At 47.5% G+C, this 22403-nt stretch carries 26 protein-coding genes, 1 tRNA gene, 1 other RNA gene and 1 pseudogene; 15 read left to right on the top strand and 14 right to left on the bottom strand.

Going from position 1 to position 22403, the window contains the following annotated elements; translation table 11 throughout:
• The first annotated feature begins 356 nt into the window (after positions 1 to 356).
• Entirely contained in the window at positions 357 to 1031 is a 675-nt protein-coding gene (locus MEALZ_RS12735; RefSeq protein WP_014149051.1) for a DUF2959 domain-containing protein, read from the top strand.
• Positions 1032 to 1349: 318 nt separating this feature from the next.
• Here MEALZ_RS12735 and MEALZ_RS12730 read toward each other — a convergent pair whose 3' ends face one another.
• The gene (locus MEALZ_RS12730; protein WP_014149050.1) at positions 1350 to 1769 is read right to left on the bottom strand and encodes a hypothetical protein; all 420 of its coding nucleotides are present in this window, start codon (positions 1767 to 1769) and stop codon (positions 1350 to 1352) included.
• A gap of 157 nt (positions 1770 to 1926) precedes the next feature.
• Here MEALZ_RS12730 and MEALZ_RS12725 point away from each other — a divergent pair, with 157 nt between their 5' ends.
• The 7 genes from MEALZ_RS12725 (at position 1927) to MEALZ_RS12710 (ending at position 7562) form a co-directional block, all read left to right on the top strand.
• Complete coding sequence (locus tag MEALZ_RS12725) at positions 1927 to 3663, top strand: GTPase (RefSeq protein WP_014149049.1); 1737 nt, start codon at positions 1927 to 1929, stop codon at positions 3661 to 3663.
• Positions 3644 to 5230: a GTPase gene (locus tag MEALZ_RS12720; RefSeq protein WP_014149048.1), complete on the top strand. Its 1587-nt coding sequence runs from the start codon at positions 3644 to 3646 to the stop codon at positions 5228 to 5230. Before MEALZ_RS12725 ends, MEALZ_RS12720 begins: the two co-directional genes overlap by 20 nt.
• 31 nt (positions 5231 to 5261) lie before the next feature.
• Positions 5262 to 5432 (top strand): hypothetical protein, encoded by a 171-nt coding sequence (locus tag MEALZ_RS22740; protein ID WP_162472957.1) that lies wholly within the window; start codon positions 5262 to 5264, stop codon positions 5430 to 5432.
• Positions 5433 to 5708: 276 nt separating this feature from the next.
• Positions 5709 to 6083, top strand: a transfer-messenger RNA (tmRNA) gene (gene ssrA, locus MEALZ_RS21210).
• A 228-nt stretch (positions 6084 to 6311) separates the two neighbouring features.
• Positions 6312 to 6581, top strand: a complete 270-nt coding sequence (locus tag MEALZ_RS23945) for a DUF1016 N-terminal domain-containing protein (RefSeq protein ID WP_198482371.1) — start codon at positions 6312 to 6314, stop codon at positions 6579 to 6581.
• Positions 6490 to 7359: a PDDEXK nuclease domain-containing protein gene (locus MEALZ_RS12715; protein ID WP_198482302.1), complete on the top strand. Its 870-nt coding sequence runs from the start codon at positions 6490 to 6492 to the stop codon at positions 7357 to 7359. The genes MEALZ_RS23945 and MEALZ_RS12715 overlap by 92 nt, the downstream gene beginning before the upstream one ends.
• 14 nt (positions 7360 to 7373) lie before the next feature.
• Positions 7374 to 7562 (top strand): hypothetical protein, encoded by a 189-nt coding sequence (locus MEALZ_RS12710; RefSeq protein ID WP_162472955.1) that lies wholly within the window; start codon positions 7374 to 7376, stop codon positions 7560 to 7562.
• Positions 7563 to 7721: 159 nt separating this feature from the next.
• Here MEALZ_RS12710 and MEALZ_RS23870 read toward each other — a convergent pair.
• The 3 genes and pseudogenes from MEALZ_RS23870 to MEALZ_RS12695 all read right to left on the bottom strand — a co-directional run.
• Positions 7722 to 8177 (bottom strand): annotated as a pseudogene (locus MEALZ_RS23870) (transposase); the annotation flags it as partial.
• Positions 8178 to 8290: 113 nt separating this feature from the next.
• Positions 8291 to 8617: a transposase gene (locus tag MEALZ_RS23175; protein ID WP_223842303.1), complete on the bottom strand. Its 327-nt coding sequence runs from the start codon at positions 8615 to 8617 to the stop codon at positions 8291 to 8293.
• 197 nt (positions 8618 to 8814) lie between these two features.
• A tRNA-Leu gene (locus MEALZ_RS12695) sits at positions 8815 to 8901 on the bottom strand.
• Between the two features lie 17 nt (positions 8902 to 8918).
• Between MEALZ_RS12695 and queA the strand changes: the two genes are divergently transcribed.
• Positions 8919 to 10013, top strand: a complete 1095-nt coding sequence (gene queA, locus MEALZ_RS12690; protein ID WP_014149045.1) for a tRNA preQ1(34) S-adenosylmethionine ribosyltransferase-isomerase QueA — start codon at positions 8919 to 8921, stop codon at positions 10011 to 10013.
• A 447-nt stretch (positions 10014 to 10460) separates the two neighbouring features.
• On the opposite strand, the gene purB is transcribed toward queA, so the two are convergent.
• The 3 genes from purB to MEALZ_RS12675 form a co-directional block, all read right to left on the bottom strand.
• Complete coding sequence (gene purB / locus MEALZ_RS12685; protein ID WP_014149043.1) at positions 10461 to 11825, bottom strand: adenylosuccinate lyase; 1365 nt, start codon at positions 11823 to 11825, stop codon at positions 10461 to 10463.
• 64 nt (positions 11826 to 11889) lie between these two features.
• Positions 11890 to 13023, bottom strand: a complete 1134-nt coding sequence (gene mnmA, locus MEALZ_RS12680) for a tRNA 2-thiouridine(34) synthase MnmA (protein ID WP_014149042.1) — start codon at positions 13021 to 13023, stop codon at positions 11890 to 11892.
• The gene (locus MEALZ_RS12675; protein WP_014149041.1) at positions 13020 to 13478 is read right to left on the bottom strand and encodes an NUDIX hydrolase; all 459 of its coding nucleotides are present in this window, start codon (positions 13476 to 13478) and stop codon (positions 13020 to 13022) included. Before MEALZ_RS12675 ends, mnmA begins: the two co-directional genes overlap by 4 nt.
• Before the next feature lie 134 nt (positions 13479 to 13612).
• Here MEALZ_RS12675 and clpS point away from each other — a divergent pair, with 134 nt between their 5' ends.
• Both clpS and clpA read left to right on the top strand, forming a co-directional pair.
• The gene (clpS, locus tag MEALZ_RS12670; RefSeq protein WP_014149040.1) at positions 13613 to 13936 is read left to right on the top strand and encodes an ATP-dependent Clp protease adapter ClpS; all 324 of its coding nucleotides are present in this window, start codon (positions 13613 to 13615) and stop codon (positions 13934 to 13936) included.
• A 12-nt stretch (positions 13937 to 13948) separates the two neighbouring features.
• On the top strand, positions 13949 to 16219 hold the full coding sequence (gene clpA, locus MEALZ_RS12665; RefSeq protein ID WP_014149039.1) for an ATP-dependent Clp protease ATP-binding subunit ClpA: 2271 nt from the start codon (positions 13949 to 13951) through the stop codon (positions 16217 to 16219).
• A 35-nt stretch (positions 16220 to 16254) separates the two neighbouring features.
• On the opposite strand, the gene infA is transcribed toward clpA, so the two are convergent.
• Complete coding sequence (infA, locus tag MEALZ_RS12660) at positions 16255 to 16473, bottom strand: translation initiation factor IF-1 (RefSeq protein WP_014149038.1); 219 nt, start codon at positions 16471 to 16473, stop codon at positions 16255 to 16257.
• A gap of 479 nt (positions 16474 to 16952) precedes the next feature.
• On the opposite strand from infA, the gene MEALZ_RS12655 reads away from it, so the two are divergent.
• The 3 genes from MEALZ_RS12655 (at position 16953) to MEALZ_RS12650 (ending at position 17914) form a co-directional block, all read left to right on the top strand.
• On the top strand, positions 16953 to 17138 hold the full coding sequence (locus MEALZ_RS12655) for a CsbD family protein (protein WP_014149037.1): 186 nt from the start codon (positions 16953 to 16955) through the stop codon (positions 17136 to 17138).
• Positions 17139 to 17236: 98 nt separating this feature from the next.
• The gene (locus tag MEALZ_RS22730) at positions 17237 to 17386 is read left to right on the top strand and encodes a lmo0937 family membrane protein (protein ID WP_014149036.1); all 150 of its coding nucleotides are present in this window, start codon (positions 17237 to 17239) and stop codon (positions 17384 to 17386) included.
• Between the two features lie 306 nt (positions 17387 to 17692).
• The gene (locus MEALZ_RS12650) at positions 17693 to 17914 is read left to right on the top strand and encodes a hypothetical protein (protein WP_014149035.1); all 222 of its coding nucleotides are present in this window, start codon (positions 17693 to 17695) and stop codon (positions 17912 to 17914) included.
• A gap of 35 nt (positions 17915 to 17949) precedes the next feature.
• Here MEALZ_RS12650 and MEALZ_RS12645 read toward each other — a convergent pair whose 3' ends face one another.
• From MEALZ_RS12645 to MEALZ_RS12625, 5 genes are all read right to left on the bottom strand, one after another.
• Positions 17950 to 18330 (bottom strand): hypothetical protein, encoded by a 381-nt coding sequence (locus MEALZ_RS12645; RefSeq protein ID WP_014149034.1) that lies wholly within the window; start codon positions 18328 to 18330, stop codon positions 17950 to 17952.
• A complete protein-coding gene (locus tag MEALZ_RS12640) occupies positions 18330 to 18773 on the bottom strand; it encodes a phage holin family protein (RefSeq protein ID WP_014149033.1) in 444 nt (147 codons plus the stop codon). Before MEALZ_RS12640 ends, MEALZ_RS12645 begins: the two co-directional genes overlap by 1 nt.
• A 10-nt stretch (positions 18774 to 18783) precedes the next feature.
• Positions 18784 to 19014 carry a DUF883 family protein gene (locus MEALZ_RS12635; RefSeq protein WP_014149032.1) on the bottom strand — a complete coding sequence of 77 codons (231 nt, stop codon included), beginning with the start codon at positions 19012 to 19014 and terminating at the stop codon, positions 18784 to 18786.
• Positions 19015 to 19080: 66 nt separating this feature from the next.
• Positions 19081 to 19317 (bottom strand): DUF883 family protein, encoded by a 237-nt coding sequence (locus MEALZ_RS12630; RefSeq protein ID WP_014149031.1) that lies wholly within the window; start codon positions 19315 to 19317, stop codon positions 19081 to 19083.
• Between the two features lie 11 nt (positions 19318 to 19328).
• Positions 19329 to 19643 carry a BON domain-containing protein gene (locus MEALZ_RS12625; RefSeq protein WP_014149030.1) on the bottom strand — a complete coding sequence of 105 codons (315 nt, stop codon included), beginning with the start codon at positions 19641 to 19643 and terminating at the stop codon, positions 19329 to 19331.
• A 750-nt stretch (positions 19644 to 20393) separates the two neighbouring features.
• On the opposite strand from MEALZ_RS12625, the gene MEALZ_RS12615 reads away from it, so the two are divergent.
• Positions 20394 to 21227, top strand: a complete 834-nt coding sequence (locus MEALZ_RS12615) for a GGDEF domain-containing protein (protein ID WP_223842302.1) — start codon at positions 20394 to 20396, stop codon at positions 21225 to 21227.
• Positions 21228 to 21977: 750 nt separating this feature from the next.
• Here the strand turns inward: MEALZ_RS12615 and MEALZ_RS12610 are convergent.
• On the bottom strand, positions 21978 to 22178 hold the full coding sequence (locus tag MEALZ_RS12610; RefSeq protein WP_014149027.1) for a CsbD family protein: 201 nt from the start codon (positions 22176 to 22178) through the stop codon (positions 21978 to 21980).
• Positions 22179 to 22403 lie beyond the last annotated feature (225 nt).

Raw genomic sequence — 22403 nt, 5'->3', positions numbered from 1 at the left:
CATACTCCCTTTTGATTGCATACCCCCCGTAGATGAAAATTTGGCACCGGGGTGTCCGTCAAAGGATGCCGTGAATTCAGCACCTAAATTATCCAATACCATTAACAATGGTAATGGGCTATGGAATTTAGGTGCTAGGTGAATACATTCCTGTAGGCTCTATGCCAGCTCCATGCCGGCCCCTCACCTAGTGTTAGGTGAGGGGCCGCACACCCCGGCGCCTCCTCAGGCACTGCCGAAATTTGAAGCGCGAAAGGTATAGATAAGGTTTGCTACAAACCCGGTAATCTTATAAAAACTCGTTGGTCGCTGTGTTATTACGCATGGCGGCTTGAATTCAAGAAAGATAAATTCTAATGGCAGATAACAATTTAACCCGAAAAACTCTCAATTCGGTCGGCCGTTTAGTGAGCAAGATAGCTCGTCAAGCCTATTATCAGGCCAAGGAGTCGATGGGGCACCCGAAACGGGATATGGTGGTGAGGCATGTCGAACAAGCCTGCGGTAGCTTGCAAGAAACCAAAATTCATTTCGAAAACGCTCTGGATCGATTTAAAACGATTGTCGTCGTTGACGATTCGACGCTAGAAAACAAATATCGTTTATTGCAACAACAATACGATTTTTGTAAGGCGAAGTCGGATGAGCTCGGTTGTCGTATTCGCGCGATCGAAGAAGTCACTGGTGCGTTGTTTACAGAATGGGAAGCCGAGCTCGACGAGTATACTAATCGCTCGTTGAAGACTAAAAGTCGACAGCAATTAAGACAATCCCAGCAGCATTACGCTAAATTAATCAAAACGATGCACAGAGCCGAAAGTAAAATCAACCCGGTATTGGCGGCATTCAAGGATCAGGTATTGTTTTTGAAGCACAATCTCAACGCGCAGGCGATTGCCGCTATAGAGCATGAGTTTATAGAAATCAGCATGGATATGACGCAGTTGGTTCAAGCGATGGAGCAGACTATTTTCGAAGCGAATCGCTTTATCGCCGGTTTAGTCGAGCAAAAAGCCTTGCCCGCGGCTTGAGATACGGTCATTAAATGTAACTTCAGTTCCCCGGCAATTATCGATCTCACGCTAGAGCGCTCATCGTTATACATAAATTATAGGGTACGCTGCGCGTACCAAATCCGTGTCCTAGCGGTTCGGTTGGCACATGAACATCGCGGGGTTACCATGGTACGCACAGCGTACCCTACGAAAATCGTCTAGCATTAAGAGAGGGACCGAATACCCCGGTGCCTCCTTTAGGCACTGCCGAAATTTGAGGTGCGAGAAGGTACATAAGCTGCAAGGGCGGATCCGTGGTACGAATCCGCCCTACATGTTTCCTTGTACGGCCTTTTACAATTTGTAAAGTACGTCGTTGGCTTTATCCCTTTTATCGGGTTTAATGTGTCGGTCTTGTTCGCGGCGTTCCCTTGCGTATTTGTCGATCATTTCTTCCCAAGAACTGTATTGCTGGTATTCTCTGAAGCCTTGGTTTTTACGTTGCTGGTAAATTTCGCGGCCTGTTTCGATGATTTCGTCCGGGTTTTTGCCGTCGACTTGAGACAAAAACTCTTTGGTGTCTTTGTAAGCGTCTCGAATGGTCCAGAACGAGATTTCGAATTCAATCCGTTTTTCCGGGGGCAAGCGTTCCTTCAGCATTTTAACCGACCGGTAAGCGGTACTACTGCTTCGCCCGTTAATCTGTTCCGATCTACCGCAGGCGGTTAGCGATAAAGTCAATACGGAGAGCAAAAGGGCTGATAGAATCCTCATAGGGTTAACCTCAATCGTTATAGTGTCTGGTGTACTATTCTTATAATAATGTTAATTAGCTAATTAATTTTTCGGAAATACCATTTTCCTGTTCGGTGTCCGCCGTAAAGTCGAACGCTCGAATTACTCGGCGATTATAAACCTAAGCCACATCAATATGCTGGATTTTATTCAATTACTAAAGCAACGCTATCAAACGGTTTCTTCGCATACCGCAAGCGATGCGGTCAAGGCAGTGTATCAGCAACGCATCGATCGGCAAATATTGGCCGAAGCATCGATTCGCAAGGCCGCTATGCATAAACGCTTTACTTTTCAACCGTTGCAAGTAGCCGTAGTCGGCCCCACGCAAGCCGGAAAAAGTACCTTGGTCAATCTATTGCTGAACAGCTCTCAGGCTGGTGTGAGTCCGTTGGCCGGCTTTACCGTGCATGCGCAAGGTTTTTGTAATGCGGTCAAACTTGAAGACTGTGAAAGCGTACAGCATTTCTTTGGACGTTTTCAACAAGTGCGCCAAGACGAATTACGTAAGGACAGGCTCGAATGTTATGCCTTGACTGAGAATATAGGAGCATCCGATTTATTGCCCGAGTGCTTGGTTTGGGATACTCCCGATTTCGATTCGATCGGCGCGATTGGTTACAGTGAAGCGTTAATGCGTTCGATTGCATTGGCCGATATTGTGATTTTGGTCGTCAGCAAAGAGAAATATGCCGACCAATCGGTATGGGAGCTGATGGGTTCGATTGAAACATTGCGTCAACCGACCTTAATTTGCGTGAATAAATTGGCCGAAGGTAGCGAACATATCGTAATCCGTTCATTAACCGAAAAATGGCGACAATCGAGAAGCGACGATTGCCCTACTATCGTGCCGTTATTCTATCAAAAACAAACCGCACCGACATGGCCGGAAAACGAGCGGTCGGCGGTCCGGAAATTGTTTCGTCAAGTCAATCGCCGCCGTAATAATGAGGTGGTTCAAGAGTTTCTGCTTAAGCACTGGCAGGAATGGCTGGAGCCTGTTCGCGCGGAACACATGGCGTTGCAAGAATGGCGAAGCCTTGTCGATGCTTCGATTAAACAGTCGTTAACGCAGTATCAGAACGATTACTTGAATCATCCTCGTTATTATGAAACATTTCAAAGCGCCTTGGCGAAATTATTGAGTTTATTGGAGATTCCCGGGTTTGCAAGAGTTTTGGTCGGTACTCGCAAGGCCCTAACCTGGCCGATTAGGCAAGTCATGAAAATAGGAATGAAGAGGTCTCGTATTACCGACAGCAGTCATGAGGTCGCTTTATTGAATCATCTGGCAGAACATTTATTGATTCGCATCATGGATGCCTTGCTGGAAAAAACAGAGCAAAATGGCGATAGCGCTTGGTGGCGGGGTGGTATCGGATTGTTGCGCAATCGGCGGTATACGTTATTGGCAGAATTCAACGATGCCGTGCTGCGTTATCATAATGATTTTCAGCAGGAAGTCGAAAGCGCGGCCTTCCGGCTCTACGCAAAATTACAGGAACAGCCCTATGTATTGAACGGTCTCAGAGCCACCCGCGCGACTACCGATGCGGCGGCCGTTGCCATTTCTCTTCAGGCCGGCGGATTGGGTTTGCATGATTTAATCATAGCCCCGGCGATGTTATCGGTGACTTCGTTTTTGACCGAGAGCGCGATGGGGAGTTATTTGAATAAGGTCGAAGCGGAACTCAAACAACGGCAATTGCAAATTGTCAGGCAAAAACTTTATATCGAATGCCTTAGAGAGGCCTTGTTCAAACTGCCCGAGCAATTGTCCTCGGACAGCTATTTCAATATTACCCCGGAGCAATTAGAACAAGCCGAGCAGCAACTCAAGAATAAAAAACATGGATTACGATTACTCTGATTTAGTCGCAAACACCAAACGTTGGGCCGAACGAGCAGTAGCGGCCGGATGGATAGACCAACATACGGCGAGACAACTTGAGGCGATCGACTCGAGAACGCCGGAATCGCTGATCGACCGTTCGTCATCCCGGCCCCTGATCGTCGCATTCATGGGCGGAACCGGTGTCGGCAAGAGCACATTATTGAACCGTTTGGCCGGTCAGGCGATCGCAAGAACCGGCATCGAGCGTCCGACGTCGCGAGAAGTGACGATGTACCGCCATCGCGCAGTGCAATTGTCGAAATTGCCGGAAAACCTACCGTTCGATGAAATCCGTCAGGCCGAGCACGATGACGAAACCAATAAAAATGTCATCTGGATCGATATGCCCGATTTCGATAGTACAGCCTTGCATAATCAAGAAATCGTGCGGCAATGGCTGCCGCATATCGATGTGTTGATCTATGTCGTCAGTCCCGAACGATACCGGGATAACAAGGCTTGGCGTTTATTGCTGGCCGAAGGCGGGCGTCATGCTTGGCTGTTTGTGATGAATCAATGGGATCGCGGGGAGGCGGTGCAATACGACGACTTTAAAGAGCAGTTAAGCGTGGCCGGATTTGACGCCCCGATTATTTTCAAGACTGCCTGCGGCGAGCCCGATTTCCCCGACGAATTTGAAAACTTGGCTGAGACGATTGCAACACTTGCGACCGAAACCACAGTCAAGCAATTAGAATCTCGAAATACTCAGGCTCGAAAGGATGTATTGAAAACGAGTTTGGTCGATTGCTTGAAACTTGTCGGTAATGACCGGGATTATCGAAAGCTGTCCGAGCGCTGGCGTCGGAGCTGGCAGGACGCCGGTCGAACCTTGCAGCAAGGATTCGAATGGCCGCTTCGACAGTTGGCCGGCTATTATGCCGAACATGATAAAGCGTCGAAACAGCAACAAAGCGAGTTATGGGACGCGTGGGTGCAAAGCCGTTATGAGGATGCGCTCGACGACTTGATTCTTCATGCCGATGCCAACGGGTTGGCGACAGCTGCGTTAAAACGCGAATTATTGCAATTACGCGGCAAGGCCGAAAAAATCATGTATGACCAAACCGAACTCGCGGTTAGGCGAGCCTTGGCCAATCCTGGACATGCCGCGCATCGTGCTTTTTTAAAAGGTATGCGGTTTTGCGAAATCGTACTTCCTCTTGGTGCAATGAGTTTTGTCGGTTACCAGGTTTTTTCCGGTTATTATCATAGCAGTTTGGATTACCGTAACTACCTGGGGGCGAACTTTGCAATCCATAGCAGTTTGTTTGTAGGCCTCAGTTGGCTGATTCCGTTTTTTATCTTGAAGAAACTCAAGCCATCCCTCGAAAAAGCCGCATTGAAAGGTTTGAAAAAAGGTGCGGCGATAGCGCTGATGCAAATCGAAGCGGAAATCGTCAATGCCATCGAGAGACTTTGTCAACAGCGTAGCGAAATTGCGGCAGAAGCCGAGCAAATAATACGACAATGCGAGAGCAGTCGGGAAAGTATCGAAACGATACGAAATGATAGTCGTTTAGCTAGAATGTTGGTTGATTAAAGTTTTTTTGGTAAGCAGTAAGTTGTAAGCGGTGAGCAGGGAAAGAGGAAAGAGGAAAGAGGAAAGAGGAAAGAGGAAAGAGGAAAGAGGAAAGAGGAAAGAGGAAAGAGGAAAGAGGAAAGAGGAAAGAGGAAAGAGGAAAGAGGAAAGAGGAAAGAGGAAAGAGGAAAGAGGAAAGAGGAAAGAGGAAAGAGGAAATTAGGGCTTGACAAATGTGTTAAATGCCGCATCATTTCACCGCTCACCGCTCACCGCTCACCGCTCACCGCTCACCGCTCACCGCTCACCGCTCACCGCTCACCGCTCACCGCTCACCCAAACATATCCAAAATTAAATTTAAACTTAAGGAACTGTAGGTCATTAAGACGGTCTTTATATGCGAACGATGCAAAAATAGAAAAATGCGAGTTCGAAGCGCGATAATAAATTAACATTTGCTAATGCTGAATTTAATTGATAATATCGCGCAACACTAAAGGGGGCGACATGGCTTCGACGTGGGTAGCAAAACCTTGAGTGCATGCCGAGCACAGTACAGCTCGTAAAACCTACTGAAATAAAGTATTCGCAAACGACGAAAACTACTCAATGGCTTTGGCTGCATAAAAACAGCCACCATTCCTCTGACTACCTGTGCTTATGCGGGTAGGATCTTCGGATCACTCAGGGGTCATAGCACATAAGATCGTGCCGATGCCTGTCCGGAGCTGACGCACTAAATCCTAACGGAATCGCCGACGGTTTTCTTGGCCTGACGGGTAGCCGGCGGTTAAATCAAAAGATCAGGATAAGCATGTAGAGCTTGTGGCGGAGTGCTTGCGGACGCGGGTTCAATCCCCGCCGCCTCCACCAAATTTTTATAGGCCGATAAATCTTTATCGACATCCAAAAGCCCGCTAAACGCGGGCTTTTTTCGTTTATGCTTCCCCTAATGTTGCTCGAACAAATTACGGACTGTTTCTACGATCTCTAATTACATGGCCAATGTTTGGGTATAAATGTATCTTTTAGAAAACAAATGAGGTTGCGGGAAGTGACGGAATGAATAAAGCAACACACTTCGCCTAATTAGTCGACAGTATCCAAACCGCTCACCGTGAGCTTGCGACACAGGCAAGTAAGACCGTTAACATAAGCCTGACCCTGCGCAATTGGCTAATTGGCTGTTACATTATCGAATATGAGTTGAATGGCAAGGATAGGGCCGAGTACGGGGAGAAACTGTTTACTCAATTAGCGAAGGCGTTGAAACGACTCGATGTGGCTAGAAGCAAAGAGCGCGAGCTTCGGCGTTACCGTCAGTTTTATCGGGCCTACCCGCAGATTCGGGAGATGTCTCCCAGATTGTAGGGGCAACGTCGTCACAATCCGCAGCGACTGCCAACACCATTCTTTCGAGGCTGTCGTTTCACATATTGTCGAACTCATCGCCATCGACGATTCCACCAAGCGTAGCTTTTACGAGGTCGAGAGTATTCGCGGCAACTGGTCGGTGCGTGAGCTCAAGCGTCAGGTCGGCAGTCTCTACTTCGAACGTTTCGGCTTGTCGCTAAACAAAAACAAACTCGCCGACCTAGCCCAGCAGGGCGTCGAGACACAAACCACACTCCACATTCGTGCCCCCTATATCTTCGAGTTTCTTGGCTTGAAATTCGCCAAAGTCATGAGTGAATCTCACCTAGAAGAGCAAATCACTGAAAAATTACAGGCTTTTCTGCTCGAGCTCGGTCACGGCTTTTGCTTTGAGGCGCGGCAGAAACGCATTCTTATCGGCGATGAGCATTTTTTTATTGATCTGGTCTTCTATCACCGCATCTTAAAATGTCATGTGTTAGTGGAGTTGAAGCTGGAAAAGTTCAGCCACGAGAATCTAGGCCAGCTCAATACCTATGTGAACTGGTATCGCCGGCATATGATGACTGAGGACAGCAATCCGCCGGTTGGTATTCTGCTTTGCACCGACAAGAATCATGCTCTGGCCGAATACGCCCTGGCTGGTATGGGCAATCATTTGTTTGTCTCTAAATATCTACTGGAATTACCGGATAAGCAAGCCATGCAGCGTTTTATTGATGAACAGATGCCGAATCGGTGGTGCCGGGTGCAATGTCGGGTTACGCTGCGCTAACCCGACCTACGCGGTTGAGCGAAATCGCGAGTATTGACGCGCTGGTCGCGGAAAAGGAAAAAATGCTGGCCTTGCTGGAAGAAAAGCGCGCCGCGCTGATTAGTCGCGCCGTCACTCGCGGCTTGAATCCCGATGAGCCGCTAAAATCCTCTGGACTCGTTAGTTGGGTGATATACCTGCGCATTGGGAGACAAAGAAGCTGAAGTATGTCACTTCCTTGAAGAGCGGCGAGACAATAACGGCTGAATCAATAATTTCCGACACGGGTGACTATCCGGTTTATGGTGGCAACGGGTTTCGAGGTTTTACGTCAGAATACACTCATATTGGCGATAGCTCATGGTGGAATCCGGGGTGCTGTTTCAAGCCGCCAACAATTCAACCAGAGATTGTAATAACGCTTTGCCGCGTTTTTGTGTTATGAATAAATTCAAAAAAGCCCAGATAGAGCGGTAGATATTCTTGAGAGATACCGCGATGAGGTCGCAACCAGGAGCGTAACAAAGACCAGAACCCTTCCATGGTGTTGACATGGACTTCGTGAAAGCATCGCCATCCTCGTCGCGCGCATACTCTCCGGCCCCATGGCAGACACTTTTTCGAATGTATTCCCATTGTTCAAGGCGATCATAAATCGTGTATTCATCGGTATAGATCAATGTACCGCTAGCAATCGTTTGTTGCACTAAAGGTTTGATGGTAGCTTGCTGAACATTCTCGACCATGCGAATGACGACTTGTCCGCCTCGCTGAATCATGCCGAATATTGGCGGCTTTTCCTTGGCCAAAGTCCCGCGTCCACGCGCGCCTTTTAATCGGTTACGCCGACCTTTACGCCCTTTTTTTTACTTTAGCGGGCTGCCCTTTGTGGCCTGAGACCACATAGACTTCATCGCATTACACTTCGCCTTCTAGAACCACCGTCGGTTTTTTAGCCACAATACCGGTGGCGTGTCATTTGTTGCGCGTCCGATTCATTCAAGTCCAATTCGCGCGCAATATCGGAATTCGACATGTTCAACCCCATGAAGTATAAGCAGAGTATCCAGGTTTTCAACGGTTGATGATGTCCAGCGAAAATCGTATAAGTTAAATCATCGAACTTGCGGTGACAGTCTTTACAATCATAACGTTGACGATCTGGCTGACTCTCGTCTTTACCTTGTTTGGTAATGGCCTTCGAACCGCAGTGAGGGCAAAAAACGTCGTCGGGCCATCGCAGTTCACGAATCTTTTCATAGCATTTGGCGTTATCCACCAGGTGTTGTATTGTTATCATCCTGCTGACATGGGGAGTCTGTGCTGTGTTTTCAAGTCTTCTACTACGTTATTTCGAGCTCCCCGGAACACATTAAGAGCCAAACCTAAATGAACAAAAAAGGCATAAAAAAAGCCCGCGAAGCTAGGAAACTTGCGGGCTTTTTTTATTTTATAAAACCTTGTTGAACTATTCTTTGGTACCGAGGGCCGGAATCGAACCGGCACGGTATCGCTACCACTGGATTTTGAATCCAGCGCGTCTACCAGTTTCGCCACCCCGGCAAAGAAGGGATATTATATTGAATTTTTTTCAATTGTCCAATGTTTTTTTAAGTGTCATTATTCGGAACAACCTGGTATTATCGCGCGCCATGAAAAAAAGCGACTTTAATTATCATTTACCGGAGCATTTAATTGCTCAATACCCCTTGGCCGACCGTGTTAGCAGTCGATTGTTGTGTTTGGATGGCGCTAACGGGAATTTGCGCGATAGGCAGTTCAGCGATTTTATCGATCTGGTCGAGCCTGATGATTTATTGGTGTTTAATGATACCAAGGTGATTCCCGCGCGCCTATTTGGACAAAAACAAACCGGCGGCAAGGTGGAAATTTTGATCGAGCGCATCGTCGATCGGTATGAAGCCATTGCGCATGTGCGGGCGAGTAAATCGCCCAAAGCCGGGACGATTATCGAGCTGGATCGAGATTATCGCTGCGAAGTATGGGGTAGGGAGGATGACTTGTTTAGGCTTCGCTTCGATGGCGACGCCGGCGTGCTCGATATTCTGGAAAGCATTGGTCATATTCCGTTGCCGCCCTATATCGACCGGGCTGACGATGCTGTCGATTTGGAGCGCTACCAAACGGTGTTTGCGAAGGAAGCCGGTGCCGTGGCGGCGCCGACCGCCGGCTTGCATTTTAGCCAGGCTATTCTCGATCGTTTAGAGGCAAAGGGTGTGCATAAAACGTTTGTGACGTTGCATGTTGGAAGCGGTACGTTTCAGCCGGTGCGAGTCGAGGACTTGTCTCAGCATCTAATGCATAAGGAATATTATGCGGTTTCGCCTGAGACGGTCCAAGCAGTCGAGCAAGTCAAGGCGCGAGGCGGTCGAGTCATCGCGATCGGCACGACTGCGGTAAGGGCATTGGAATCGGCTTCGAAGACCGGCAGACTTGAGCCCGGTCTTGGCGATACCGATTTGTTCATTACGCCGGGTTACCGATTTGTATCAGTCGATGTTTTGCTGACTAATTTTCATTTACCCGAGTCGACCTTATTGATGCTGGTTTCGGCGTTTGCCGGTTACGACAATATTATGAAGGCTTATCGGCATGCCATAGAACAAGAATACCGTTTTTTCAGTTACGGAGATGCGATGCTTTTGATGAGGTAGTTTTAAAAAATGCCAGTTGTCCCGAAATTAGGATTTCGTGAAAATAACTTCCTGGAGCTATGAGTTTTGTAGCGGGTTCGGTAACTCGCTTGACAGGCCCAGCACCTAAATTACCCAAAATAGTTATACCTTTCGCGCTTCAAATTTCGGCAGTGCCTGAGGAGGCGTCAGGGTGTGCGGCCCCTCACCTAACGCTAGGTGAGGGGCCGAGAGCCTACAGGGATGTATTCACGGCATCCTTTGACGGACGCCCTGGTGCCGAATTTTGATTTGCGATGGGTATAATAATAGTCAGTGGGCTATGGAATTTAGGTGCTGGGTGAATACGTCCATGTAGGCTTGACGGCGGATGGATGGCATGAATGCAAATTTTGCATTACGCCATGGAGGGCGTGTATTAGGGCAATGCAGGAGCAATTGCCGATCGCTCAGCTTGAGGTCGGAATTTCAAATAGTTCGAGCTAATCGCTCGGCGTAACCGGTATACGCTCGCGGCGTCAATTCAAGCAGCGCATTTTTCGCATCCTGCGGTATATCTAGTCCTTCGACGAACGTGCGCATTTGTTCCTGCGTGATGCGTTGACCGCGCGTCAATTCCTTCAGTTTTTCGTAGGGTTTTTCGATGCCGTAACGGCGCATCACGGTTTGAATCGGTTCGGCTAACACTTCCCAATTCGCGTTCAGGTCGGCCTCGAGCGCATCGCTATTGAGTTCTAGCTTTGAAATACCTTTCAGCGTCGATTGAATCGCGATACTGGTATGCGCGATGCCGACGCCGATGTTGCGCAGTACTGTCGAGTCGGTTAAGTCGCGTTGCCAGCGGGAAATCGGGAGTTTTTCGGCAAGAAAGCTAAATACAGCGTTCGCGATGCCGAGATTGCCTTCGGAGTTTTCGAAATCGATCGGATTAACCTTGTGCGGCATCGTCGACGAGCCGACTTCGCCTGCGATGGTTTTTTGCTTGAAATAGCCCAGCGAGATATAACCCCAAACGTCCCGGTCGAAGTCGAGCAAGATCGTGTTGAAACGCGACAGCGCATGGAAGAATTCGGCGATGTAGTCGTGCGGCTCGATTTGTATCGTGTACGGATTGAAGCTTAGGCCTAGCGATTCGACGAAGTTCTTCGAAAATTCGCTCCAATCGACGTCGGGGTAGGCGATACAGTGCGCATTGTAATTACCGACCGCGCCATTGATCTTGCCGAGCAGTTCGACTGCTTCCAGTTGTTTTTTTTGGCGCAGCATTCTCGCAACGACATTCGCGAATTCTTTGCCGACCGTGGTTGGGGTGGCCGATTGGCCATGTGTGCGCGATAGCATCGGTTGTGCGGCCGTGTCGTGTGCTATCCTGCGGATCGCTTCAATACATTGGTCGATTTGGCCGATGATTAATTGACGTCCTTCGCTAAGCATCAAGGCGTAGGAGAGGTTGTTGATGTCTTCCGATGTGCATGCGAAATGAATGAATTCACTGACTTTTTCAAGTTCGGCGTTGCCGGCGATCTTTTCTTTGAGCAAATATTCGATCGCCTTGACGTCGTGGTTGGTCGTTTTTTCGATGTCTTTGACGCGCTGTGCATCCGCTTCGGAAAATTGTTCGACGAAATCGTTCAGTATTCTGTCGGCGTTCTCGCTAAAAGCGGGAACTTCCGGAATTTGTGGGTGCTTGGCCAGGGCTTGCAGCCAGCGGACTTCGACTTGCACGCGAAAACGGATCAGGCCGTATTCGCTGAAGATGGGGCGCAAGGCTTCGACTTTGCCGGCATAACGGCCGTCGATCGGGGAAATGGCGGTAAGGGCGGTATGGGTCATTGTTGATGTATCCTGAAAATAAAACTCAAAAAATTAATGTTCCATCGTAATTATTCAGCATAAGTCATGCCTGACACCAACCTACCGCATGCGCTGAATAGTTACGTTCCATCTTTCTGGTCTCGATGATGCCGCCGCCTAGACAGACTTCGCCGTCGTAAAACACGACCGACTGGCCCGGCGTGATCGCGCGTTGCGGCTGATCGAAACGGACTGTGACGCGGTTTCCGTCGTCCAGCGGTTCGACGACGCAGTCCTGATCTGGCTGTCGATAACGGGTCTTCGCGGCGCAGCGTAGCGTCTCGGTCAGCCCCGTGTTGCCGCACCAGTCGAGTTGTCCGGCTTCGAGCGTGGTGTGCATCATCAAGGGATGTTCGTGGCCTTGGCCGACGATCAGTACGTTGTTGTCGAGATCTTTGTCCAGTACGAACCAGGGTTCGTCCGGCGCGTTTTTGACGCCGCCGATGCCGAGTCCCTGGCGCTGTCCCATCGTGTAATACATCAGGCCGTGGTGCCGCCCGATGTATTGGCCTTTCGGCGTGCGCATTTCGCCGGGTTGGGCCGGCAGGTAGCGCTGCAGGAAGTCCTTGAATTTACGTTCGCCGATGAAACAAATGCCGGTGCTGTCTTTCTTGCGGCTGTTCGCGAACCCAGCCTTTTCGGCGATGGCGCGGATTTCCGGTTTGTGCAGATGACCGATCGGAAACAATGTTTTGGACAAGGCTTTCTGGCCCATCGCATACAAGAAGTAGCTTTGTTCCTTGTTAGGGTCCAAGCCTTTCAATAACTGGAACTCGCCGTCTTGTTCGCGGACGCGCGCGTAATGACCTGTCGCGATATGTTCGGCGCCGAGGTCTTCGAGCGCATAATCCAAAAAGGCCTTGAATTTGACATGCTTGTTGCACAGGATGTCCGGATTCGGCGTGCGTCCGGCCTTGAATTCGGATAAAAAGACTTCGAACACTTCGTCCCAGTATTCGGCCGCGAAATTGACGGTTTTCAATTCGATGCCGAGTTTGTCGCAGACTTGTTGAGCATCTGCCAAATCAGCCATTGCGGTGCAATATTCGGTGCCGTCGTCTTCTTCCCAGTTTTTCATGAATAGGCCGGTGACTCGATGGCCTTCTTCAAGCAGTTTCAAAGCGGTTACGGAAGAGTCGACACCGCCTGACATGCCTACGATAATGTGTTTACTCATGCATCCAAATCGATAAAGGATTCTAATAAAGTTAATGGATGGCGTTTCCCCGAGAGGAATTCATCAATGCCGATCATGACCAGCGGACTGCGTAAGCGATCGTGTTTGGCGGCGATTTCGGCGCGGGATAGCCAGTGTGTCGCGATGATGCCTTCATCCAATGGTTGATTGGGGTCGAAAGAATGGCATTGGCCGGCAAAACAAACCCTCAGAAAACTGGGGCTTTCCGGGTTTCTTCGCCATAATTGAACTGAAACGATGTATTCAGGTTCAAACTGCCAGGCGGTTTCTTCGGTAACCTCACGTTTAACCGCGTTGATTAAGTCCTCGCCTTTTTCCAAATGCCCCGCGGGTTGGTTGAATGCGAGTCCGTTGGATGTTTCTTCCTCGACGAGCAGAAAACGTCGGTCGTTTTCAATGATCGCTGCAACGGTGACATGGGGTTTCCAGACCATCGGCAAACTCGTTTATAAAAAGCGCTACATTTTACTTTATTTGGTGAATTTATGTTGTGAAAGATTGAAATTTACAGGCGCGCTCACTATGGTAAACTCTAAGTCGTTTTGATTCTTTTAGAATTGTTAAAAGTATGTCTGATTTTGACCCGTTAAAAGACAATGATGGCGAACTGGCTCTTCAAGAGACTAAGCCTCAGTTGCAAAAGCCGCCCCTTTATAAGGTTATTTTATTGAATGACGACTTCACGCCGATGGACTTTGTCGTTGAAGTGTTAATGGAGTTTTTTAATATGTCCGAGGAGAAAGCGACACAAGTTATGTTACAGGTGCATACTCAGGGAGTGGGTGTGTGTGGAACCTATTCTAAGGATGTCGCGGAAACAAAAGTATGCATGGTCAACGAATATTCTCGGGAACATCACCATCCCTTAATGTGTTCGATGGAAATCGCGTAGGTCGGAGGAAATATGTTAAGCAAAGAGTTGGAGATTACTTTAAATCTCGCCTTTAAGAATGCTCACGAAAAGCGGCATGAATTTATTACCGTCGAGCATTTACTGTTGGCCTTGTTGGATAATGCCAGTGCCGTCGCGGTGCTACGGGCCTGTGGGTGCGATTTCAAAAAGCTGCACGATGAACTGACGCAGTTTATCGATGATACGATTTCGTTGATTCCCGAAGGAGTGCAGCGCGAGACGCAACCGACACTCGGTTTTCAACGGGTATTGCAGAGGGCGGTGTTCCATGTCCAGGCGACCGATAAGAAAGAAGTTTCCGGTGCCAATTTGTTTGTTGCATTGTTTAGCGAGCAGGACTCGCAAGCGGTTTATTTGTTGAATAAACAGAATATAACCCGTCTCGATGTCGTCAATTATCTGGCCCATGGTGTTTCGAAACTAGAGACGGAGCGAGAGCGCGATATGGAAAGAGATCCGGAAACGAGCAGTGCGGCCGGCGATACATCCGAAAGTCCGTTGGAAAAATATGCGACTAATCTGAATGAGGAAGCGAGGCTCGGTAAGATCGATCCGCTGATTGGGCGCGAACTCGAGGTTGAAAGAACCATACAGGTGCTATGCCGCCGGCGTAAAAACAACCCATTGTTAGTTGGAGAAGCCGGCGTCGGAAAAACCGCGATTGCCGAGGGCTTGGCAAAACGAATCGTCGAGGAAGAGGTTCCTGATGTGCTCATGGGTAATGTGATTTATTCACTGGACTTAGGCGCATTGGTGGCCGGCACCAAATATCGAGGCGACTTCGAAAAACGTTTGAAAGCATTAGTTAATCAGCTAAAAAGGCAGCCGGAAGCGATATTATTTATCGACGAGATACACACGATCATCGGCGCGGGTTCTGCCTCCGGCGGGGTTATGGATGCGTCCAATCTGATTAAGCCGGTATTGGCTTCCGGCCAGTTGCGTTGTATCGGTTCGACAACTTACCAGGAATATCGCGGAATTTTCGAAAAAGATCATGCATTGGCGCGCCGTTTCCAGAAAATCGATATTGTCGAGTCTTCGGTCGAAGATACCATCCTGATTCTGAAAGGTTTGAAGTCGCGTTTCGAGGAACATCACGATATTAAATATACTGCGGATGCTTTACGTTTGGCCGCCGAATTATCGGACCGTTATATTACCGACCGGCATCTGCCAGACAAAGCCATCGATGTCATCGATGAGGCAGGAGCCCGTCAACGCTTGCTTTCAACCGATCAGCGTAAACCGATTATCGATTCGCCGGAAATAGAGGAAATCGTTTCGAAAATGGCCAGAGTACCGGCTAAATCGGTTTCATCCAATGACGTAGAAAAGCTTGAGGCGCTGGAAAAGAATCTCAAAATGCTGGTTTTCGGTCAAGACGAGGCGATTTCGGCACTCGCTTCAGCTATTAAGCTGTCGCGTGCCGGGCTTAGGGATGCGCAAAAAACGATCGGTTCGTTTTTGTTCGCAGGACCGACCGGCGTCGGTAAAACCGAAGTCACTCGTCAATTAGCCAAAGTACTGGGCGTCGAGTTAATTCGTTTCGATATGTCCGAATATATGGAGCGCCATACCGTATCGAGGCTGATCGGTGCGCCCCCGGGTTATGTCGGTTTCGATCAAGGCGGATTGTTAACCGAGCAAGTGACTAAGCATCCTCACGCCGTGCTTTTATTGGACGAGTTAGAGAAAGCGCATCCTGATGTTTTCAATCTGCTGTTGCAAGTGATGGATCATGGCACGCTAACCGACAATAACGGTCGCAAAGCCGATTTTCGTAACATAATATTGGTTATGACCACAAACGCCGGTGCTGAAGAGGGAAGTCGCGCATCAATCGGGTTTACCTCGCAGGATCATGCTTCGGATAGCATGAAGGTGATCGAAAAAAGTTTCTCTCCGGAATTCCGTAATCGATTGGATGCAGTGATTCAGTTCAAGCCGCTGGATATTTCGATTGTCGGTCATGTCGTCGATAAATTTATCTTCGAACTGGAGGCTTTGTTGGCCGAGAAGCATGTCACGCTGATGTTGGAATCTGAAGCGAGATTATGGCTTGCCGAAAACGGTTGCGATCCGAAAATGGGTGCAAGGCCGATGGCGCGTTTGATTCAGGAGAAAATCAAGAAACCGCTGGCTAATGATTTATTGTTTGGTAAATTGGTGCGGGGCGGGAATGTCCGAATCTATGTCGAAAACAATGAGCTGGCTTTTGCAATAGAAAGTAAGGAATTGACTGTTTCTGAAAAAAGTTAGCGGTTATCGTTCGCTAATCCCGCACTTGCGCGGGATTAGCGCATACGGAAGGTAATTCTTCCTTTGCTTAAATCGTAAGGCGTCATTTCTACCTTAACTTTATCTCCGGTCAGAATACGGATGTAATGTTTACGCATTTTTCCGGAAATGTGTGCGGTGACGATATGCCCATTCTCGAGTTCAACCCTGAACATCGTATTCGGTAGGGTTTCGACAACCTTGCCTTCCATTTCGATTTGATCTTCTTTTGCCATGTACTTGGTCCTAAATTTAAAAAACGCGAATAATAGCACAGACAGCTTTTTAATAACAGAATTCTGTGTGTGAATGCGCGGCAGGTTTATGGTAAGTGATAACGGATCAATGTTTCATGATCCGACTAACTCTGTCGTTAGTTGTTGGTTAGCAAGTCGATCCGTCGATAATCGATTTTTTAAACTTCTAAATTCATGCAACCAATCACAACCATTTGTTAACCGTTTAGCTCCTCTCGTTTTTTTAGGTAGAGGATACAGATTTTGATGGTAAGCATTAGATTTAACATAATATTACGGCGCGTACATCATTGGATATCTTACATGCCAAGTTTTTATTATCTATCTTGTAGAGATAACTATCTGTTCGTTACCGCACCGACTATTCTCGTTTTTATAGGTAGTATCTATATTCAGTCATATAAAGTTTCGATACTGGGCTTTATTCATGGCTATATTATTTTAATAAGGAGACACTCATGAACAAAGATCAAGTAAAAGGCAGAGTCGAAGAGGCCAAGGGCAAAGCCAAAGAAGTTGCCGGCAAGGTATTTGACGACGAAGGCATGGAGATTGAAGGAAAAGTTCAAAAGAACATCGGCAAAGTCCAGTCGGGTTATGGCGATGCAAAGGAAGATGTTAAGGACGAGCTTGATGACGATTGATACGAATACAATAAGCCGGAAAATGGCGGCTTACCGAAACGTTGGTTCGATTTCAATTTTTATCGCCGACAAATAACTAATTTCAATGGAGAATTACAATGCTTCAAACACTAGCGATTATTTTAATCATCCTCTGGGCATTGGGTCTGGTTTCTTCTTATACCATGGGTGGATTCATTCACATTCTGATCGTACTCGCGGTTGTTTTGATCGTGTTGCGCGTCATACAAGGCCGAAGAGTCTTGTAGGCTGCAGCCATCGTAATGGAAACCCTGTTTTATCGAAAGTCTAAAAGAAACCAAGCTATGGCAGAGCCTGATACAGAGTGAGGAGTCCATATATCATCATCGTAGATCAAAATTCGGCGCCGGGGTGTCCGTCAAAGGACGCCATGAATACGTTCATTTAGGCTCTATGCCAGATCCATGCTGAGGCAAAGCCTTTGTCGGACACTCCGGCGTCTCCTCGTGCATTACCGAAATTTGATGTGCGAAAGGTATAACTAGGATTTATTAACGAAGTCGAACGATATTTTAGTATGAATAGAGGGCGAAATGAATTCAATCAAGATAATCGCAATCGTGCTGGTCATAGCCGGAATCTTGGGTTTAGCGTATGGCCAGTTCAGCTATACCAAGGAAACCCAGCAGGCCAAGCTTGGCCCTTTGGAGCTAACGGTTAAAGATACCGAAACGGTCAATGTACCGGTTTGGGCAGGCGTGGCGGCAATTGTAGTCGGCGGAGTATTGTTGCTTTACGCGGGCAAAAAGAGTTAGCGTCAATCATTTGGGTATCCCGTCGAAGCGTTAGGCTATTCCCGTGACTTGGTTTCGCCCGGTTGGTGATAGGATTTTATTATCCATGCTAAAGGTAATAGGGCCGTGTATAAAGTGCGCATCGAACCCATAAGGCTCAGCGCGGTTTTCAGCGGTGATGTCTCGGCAGCGACCGGTTTGTCGGTGGTGTCTCGGCATTTCAGGTCTTGACGCTTGGTGAGTTCGCCAATGATAAAGCCGATGCCGCCCGCCAACAGCAAGGTTGACGGAGCGGTTATTTGTAGGCGGATATCCCGGATAAGCGTTGCAGAGCGTGTATCGATTTTCCGTTGACGATTCAATAATTGCGCCTCCGCATCTCTGATCCGATGCTTCAGCGATCTAGACACACTTTGTTTTTGACGATAGACAACCATTATGACTCCACGCCTTTCCCCGATGGCTTGTGTCTCGGTTGAAGACTGCGGAGAGTTGCTGGAAATCCCAGATCGCGTGCCTTCAGGCGTATCACGTTAAAGAGAACCAACGCGATCAGCAAGTTGACAACGACGGCAAGGAGAATGGCGTTACTCAACGTGACATCTTTTTCGATTAGTTCCACTACCACTACCGCCATGACTCCCAGCCATGCGCTACTCAGAAAAAGAGCAATCATCACTCCTGAAATGATCATGGTCACCAGACTCTGACCCGCCCGCTGTGTCTCAAGCGTAGCGAGTCTTAAACGATCATACGCAAGCCCATGTAATTCATGCCATAGCGATTGAGTGTCTTCCAGAATGGCGGTTTCACTTGGAGGTGGGCAGGCGCGCGAGGAAGTTTGTTGTTCTATAGCCTCATCCTTTGCATTAGCGTTCATGAAAAGAGATCTAACGGCCGCTAATGACGCGACTTAACAAAAAACCGGTCGCTACCGCAATACCCAGAGAAGTTATTGGATTGTCGCGGACATAACATCGACAATTTTCGAGTAATTGCTGTTCTGCATTTTTCAGTTGCTGACCTTTATCGCCAAGGGCTTCAGCCGCATGCGTGGTTGCATTGGCGATCTTGTCGACAGTCTCATGCGCTGAACTGGCTGCTTTGTCTATGGTTTCCACAATGGATTACTCCTGAATTTGAATCGACATAAGTTTGTGGTTTGTTGGCTCATGATACTTGATGGGTTAATAGGGTGATTTGCTTAATAGCCGACTTAGCAAAAAGCCAGCCGCTGCCGCAATACCCACTGACATGATCGGATACTCGCGGATATAACCGCGGCAATTCTTGACCATTTGCTGCTCAGCATTTTTAAATTGCTCTCCTTTTTCACCGATTGCTTCTGCCGCATGGCTGGTTGCATCGGCCATCTTGTCGAAAGCCTCATGAGCTGATTGTGATACTTTGTCAAATGTTTCCATGTTAGAGCTCCTTATCTCAGTCTCATGTCATTCTTAACCGACTGTACGCCATTGACGCTACGTGCAATTTCGACCGCTCTATTAATATCGGCCTGGGAGTTCACGAAACCACTAAGTTGAACGACGCCCTTGAAGGTTTCAACATTGATCTGGGCGGATTTCAGATTGGGCTCATTTAATAACTGTGCCTTGACTTTAGTGGTGATGACGCTGTCGTCAAAATATTCACCGGTTCCTGAACGTTTTTCTGTCGTCGCGCAACCGACCGCTGACAATAATGTCAGGGCCAAAATAGATGCGGTAAATAATCTAATAAATTGTTTCATGGCTAAATCTCCAAATTATCCGCCTTAAGCGATGGGTTTGAATCACATACGTGATAATCGTCTACACACTTATCGGCAGTCTCGGTTGTGAATGGTTTATTGAGGCTGTTATACCTAATCGTAGATTAAAATTCGGCGCCGGGGTAACCGTCAAAGGACGCCGTGAATGCGTCCCTGTAGGCTCTTATGCCAGTCCCTCCTTAGGCGCTGCCGAAATTTGAAGTGCGAAAGGTATAGAAGCTGAAAAATTTAAATGAAGAAGGATTTGCTAAACGTCGGTGGCGTTTTTCCTTATCATCATTGCAGGGTAAGGATGTATGTTCACCAAAACCCTAAGCCAATCCTAATCGTAAAACTTGCTAGTGTCGGTTCGTTAGCGAACATACTAAAAGAATCGTTGCTCAAAAAATCGGGCGGGCTTCTTATGCTCCTGCATTTACTGCGTTCACACCATCCTTGTAACTCAGCAATTGCCGAGGAGCTAAAATCTGCCCTGCTGCCGATATCCTCGCCAAACACACACCGCACCTTCAATTATGTTGAACGATTTTTCAGGATAAAAGGAGTTGATAGGTCGCTAGTTCGATGAGAACTATAGAAGTTGTGCTCAATTCAGTTATGTTTGCTATCGTACAGACGGCATTGACTTATTTGCACACAATAAAAAACTTGATCGTTTCCAGTCTGACTGAAAGGCTACCGGTCGGCATAACCAATCATTACACAACAAGCCGAAAAGAAATATCGACCATGAAAACCAACCCAAAGTTAAAAACTCCTGAAAAGGCATTACAGACCAAGTCTCTGACCGGACTGCTCGAGCAAAGCGAAGACATAAAAGACTTGGTAGAGGAGTGTGTCGAAGAATTGTCGTCAGTCAACACAACTCGTAAGGAAATAGCCGGTACTCATAATCAACCGACAGATGTTGGAGATCTACTTGAAAAGAACGAAGCGACAGAAGCCAAGATGGGGCAAGCAGTAGACGAGTTATCAGCAGTGAATCAGGCGTTGGAGGTAGAGGTTGATGTGCACCACCTATTGAAACAACGGCTGAACATGGTCACCCAAGATGAGATAGCCGCACGGCATGCGGCTTTTCATGATCCTTTGACCGGTTTGCCAAACCGCGAGCTGTTTGTCAACCGGCTGGAGCATGGATTAGCCCAGGCCAAACGCCATGGTTGGAATTTAGCAGTGATGTTCGTCGATATTAATAATTTCAAGGACATTAATGATACGCACGGACATGAAATCGGGGATGCCGTGTTAAAAATCATTGCCCAACGGTTAGAACAGGGTACTCGCGAAGTCGATACAGTTAGCCGCTACGGGGGGGACGAGTTTTTGTATTTGCTGATGGAGTTTGGAGACATTAATGACGTCAAGATCATTGCGGAAAAGATCACGAATGTTATTGCAGTACCTTGTCAGCTCAGCATAGGGGAACTCATCATCAAACCGAGTATTGGTATCTCGATTTGTCCGAAAGACGGTATCACCGTATTCGATTTGATCAAGCGCGCCGATGAGGCGATGTACGTAGCAAAACGAACAAAGTCTAGCTATGCATTTGCACAGTGAAAGTGGCTATATTGGTTAGCGTACAGTGTCAGAGGTCGATTTTTTGTATGTAGCGCTCAGACTAAGTCGGATAAGCCGAGTATGAAACTTTTTTTGGGAGAGTTTCTTGATTCAGTGAAGTAAACATTGCACAAATAAAATCAAATATTTATATGTCTTCTTGGATGAAAGTCGAAATTTGCTCGGCATAGTCGTTTAAATCCCTTTAAATTCAATTTCTTAAGTTTTAAATAGCGCTTTTTTAGAATAATTTCCCCTGTTTTTTCCTACATTAGGAGCTTAGAACAATTTTACCGAGGGACGATGTTTTTCTTGGCTTACAAAGATTGATCGAGCACTTAATTAAATCACCGTTATTTCTACCGGAGCTATAACAATAAACAACAAAAAGTATGTTATTACAATAATATGGATGTTATTTTTTGGAAGCGGCTCTGCCGGAGCGGCATCTTTTTCCAGTTTATATGTGTTGGGTGATAGCCTTTCGGATACAGGAGCGAGTTCATCATCCGTCCTGAGTATTTATAATCTTTTAGCCGGTAATTGTGATCCTGGGCATCCTTGTTCACCTTTTTCACTGCTGAAATGGGACGAACCCATTTCAGCGTTCGCGAAAAATCTTGGCTCGCTTATACTGCATTGACGCCGTATTCGGATTTTCAATTTGTTAATCGAAACCACCGGCTTTTAGCCGGTGGTTGTTGAGTTATCGCAGAATGCGGTTAATGTTATAGTGGCCGCATATCAAGGTCAATCGAGCGAATCCTCAAAGTCTTTGACCTTCTTTTCAGCTTCGTCTTGCGCAATCCCGTATTTCTCTTGGATTTTGCCAAGAAGAATATCGCGTTTACCGGCGATTTGATCGATTTCATCATCAGTCAAATCGCCCCATGTTTCCTTAACCTTACCCTTGAATTGCTTCCAATTACCCTCTATTCGATTCCAGCTCATTTTTAGTTCTCCACTTGGTTTATGATAATTTCGCGCTATTTCAATCAGCGTTATTGTTTTTTCCATTCCCCATTAGGGGCTAGCTTCAGTCGAATGGTGCGGCTTGCTGGGAAACGGCAAAAGCTAGCCCTCCAACAAAACCCACCACAGATGACGATAACATATAGACCTCTTTACCACACTCAGGATCAAGCGACAGACGCTGTATGTAAGCCGCACTGGTGT

It is taken from the genome of Methylotuvimicrobium alcaliphilum 20Z (assembly GCF_000968535.2).
GTDB classification, from domain to species: domain Bacteria; phylum Pseudomonadota; class Gammaproteobacteria; order Methylococcales; family Methylomonadaceae; genus Methylotuvimicrobium; species Methylotuvimicrobium alcaliphilum.
The sequence above is the reverse complement of the archived record's forward strand: the minus strand, read 5'-3'. Positions and strand labels throughout refer to the sequence as shown.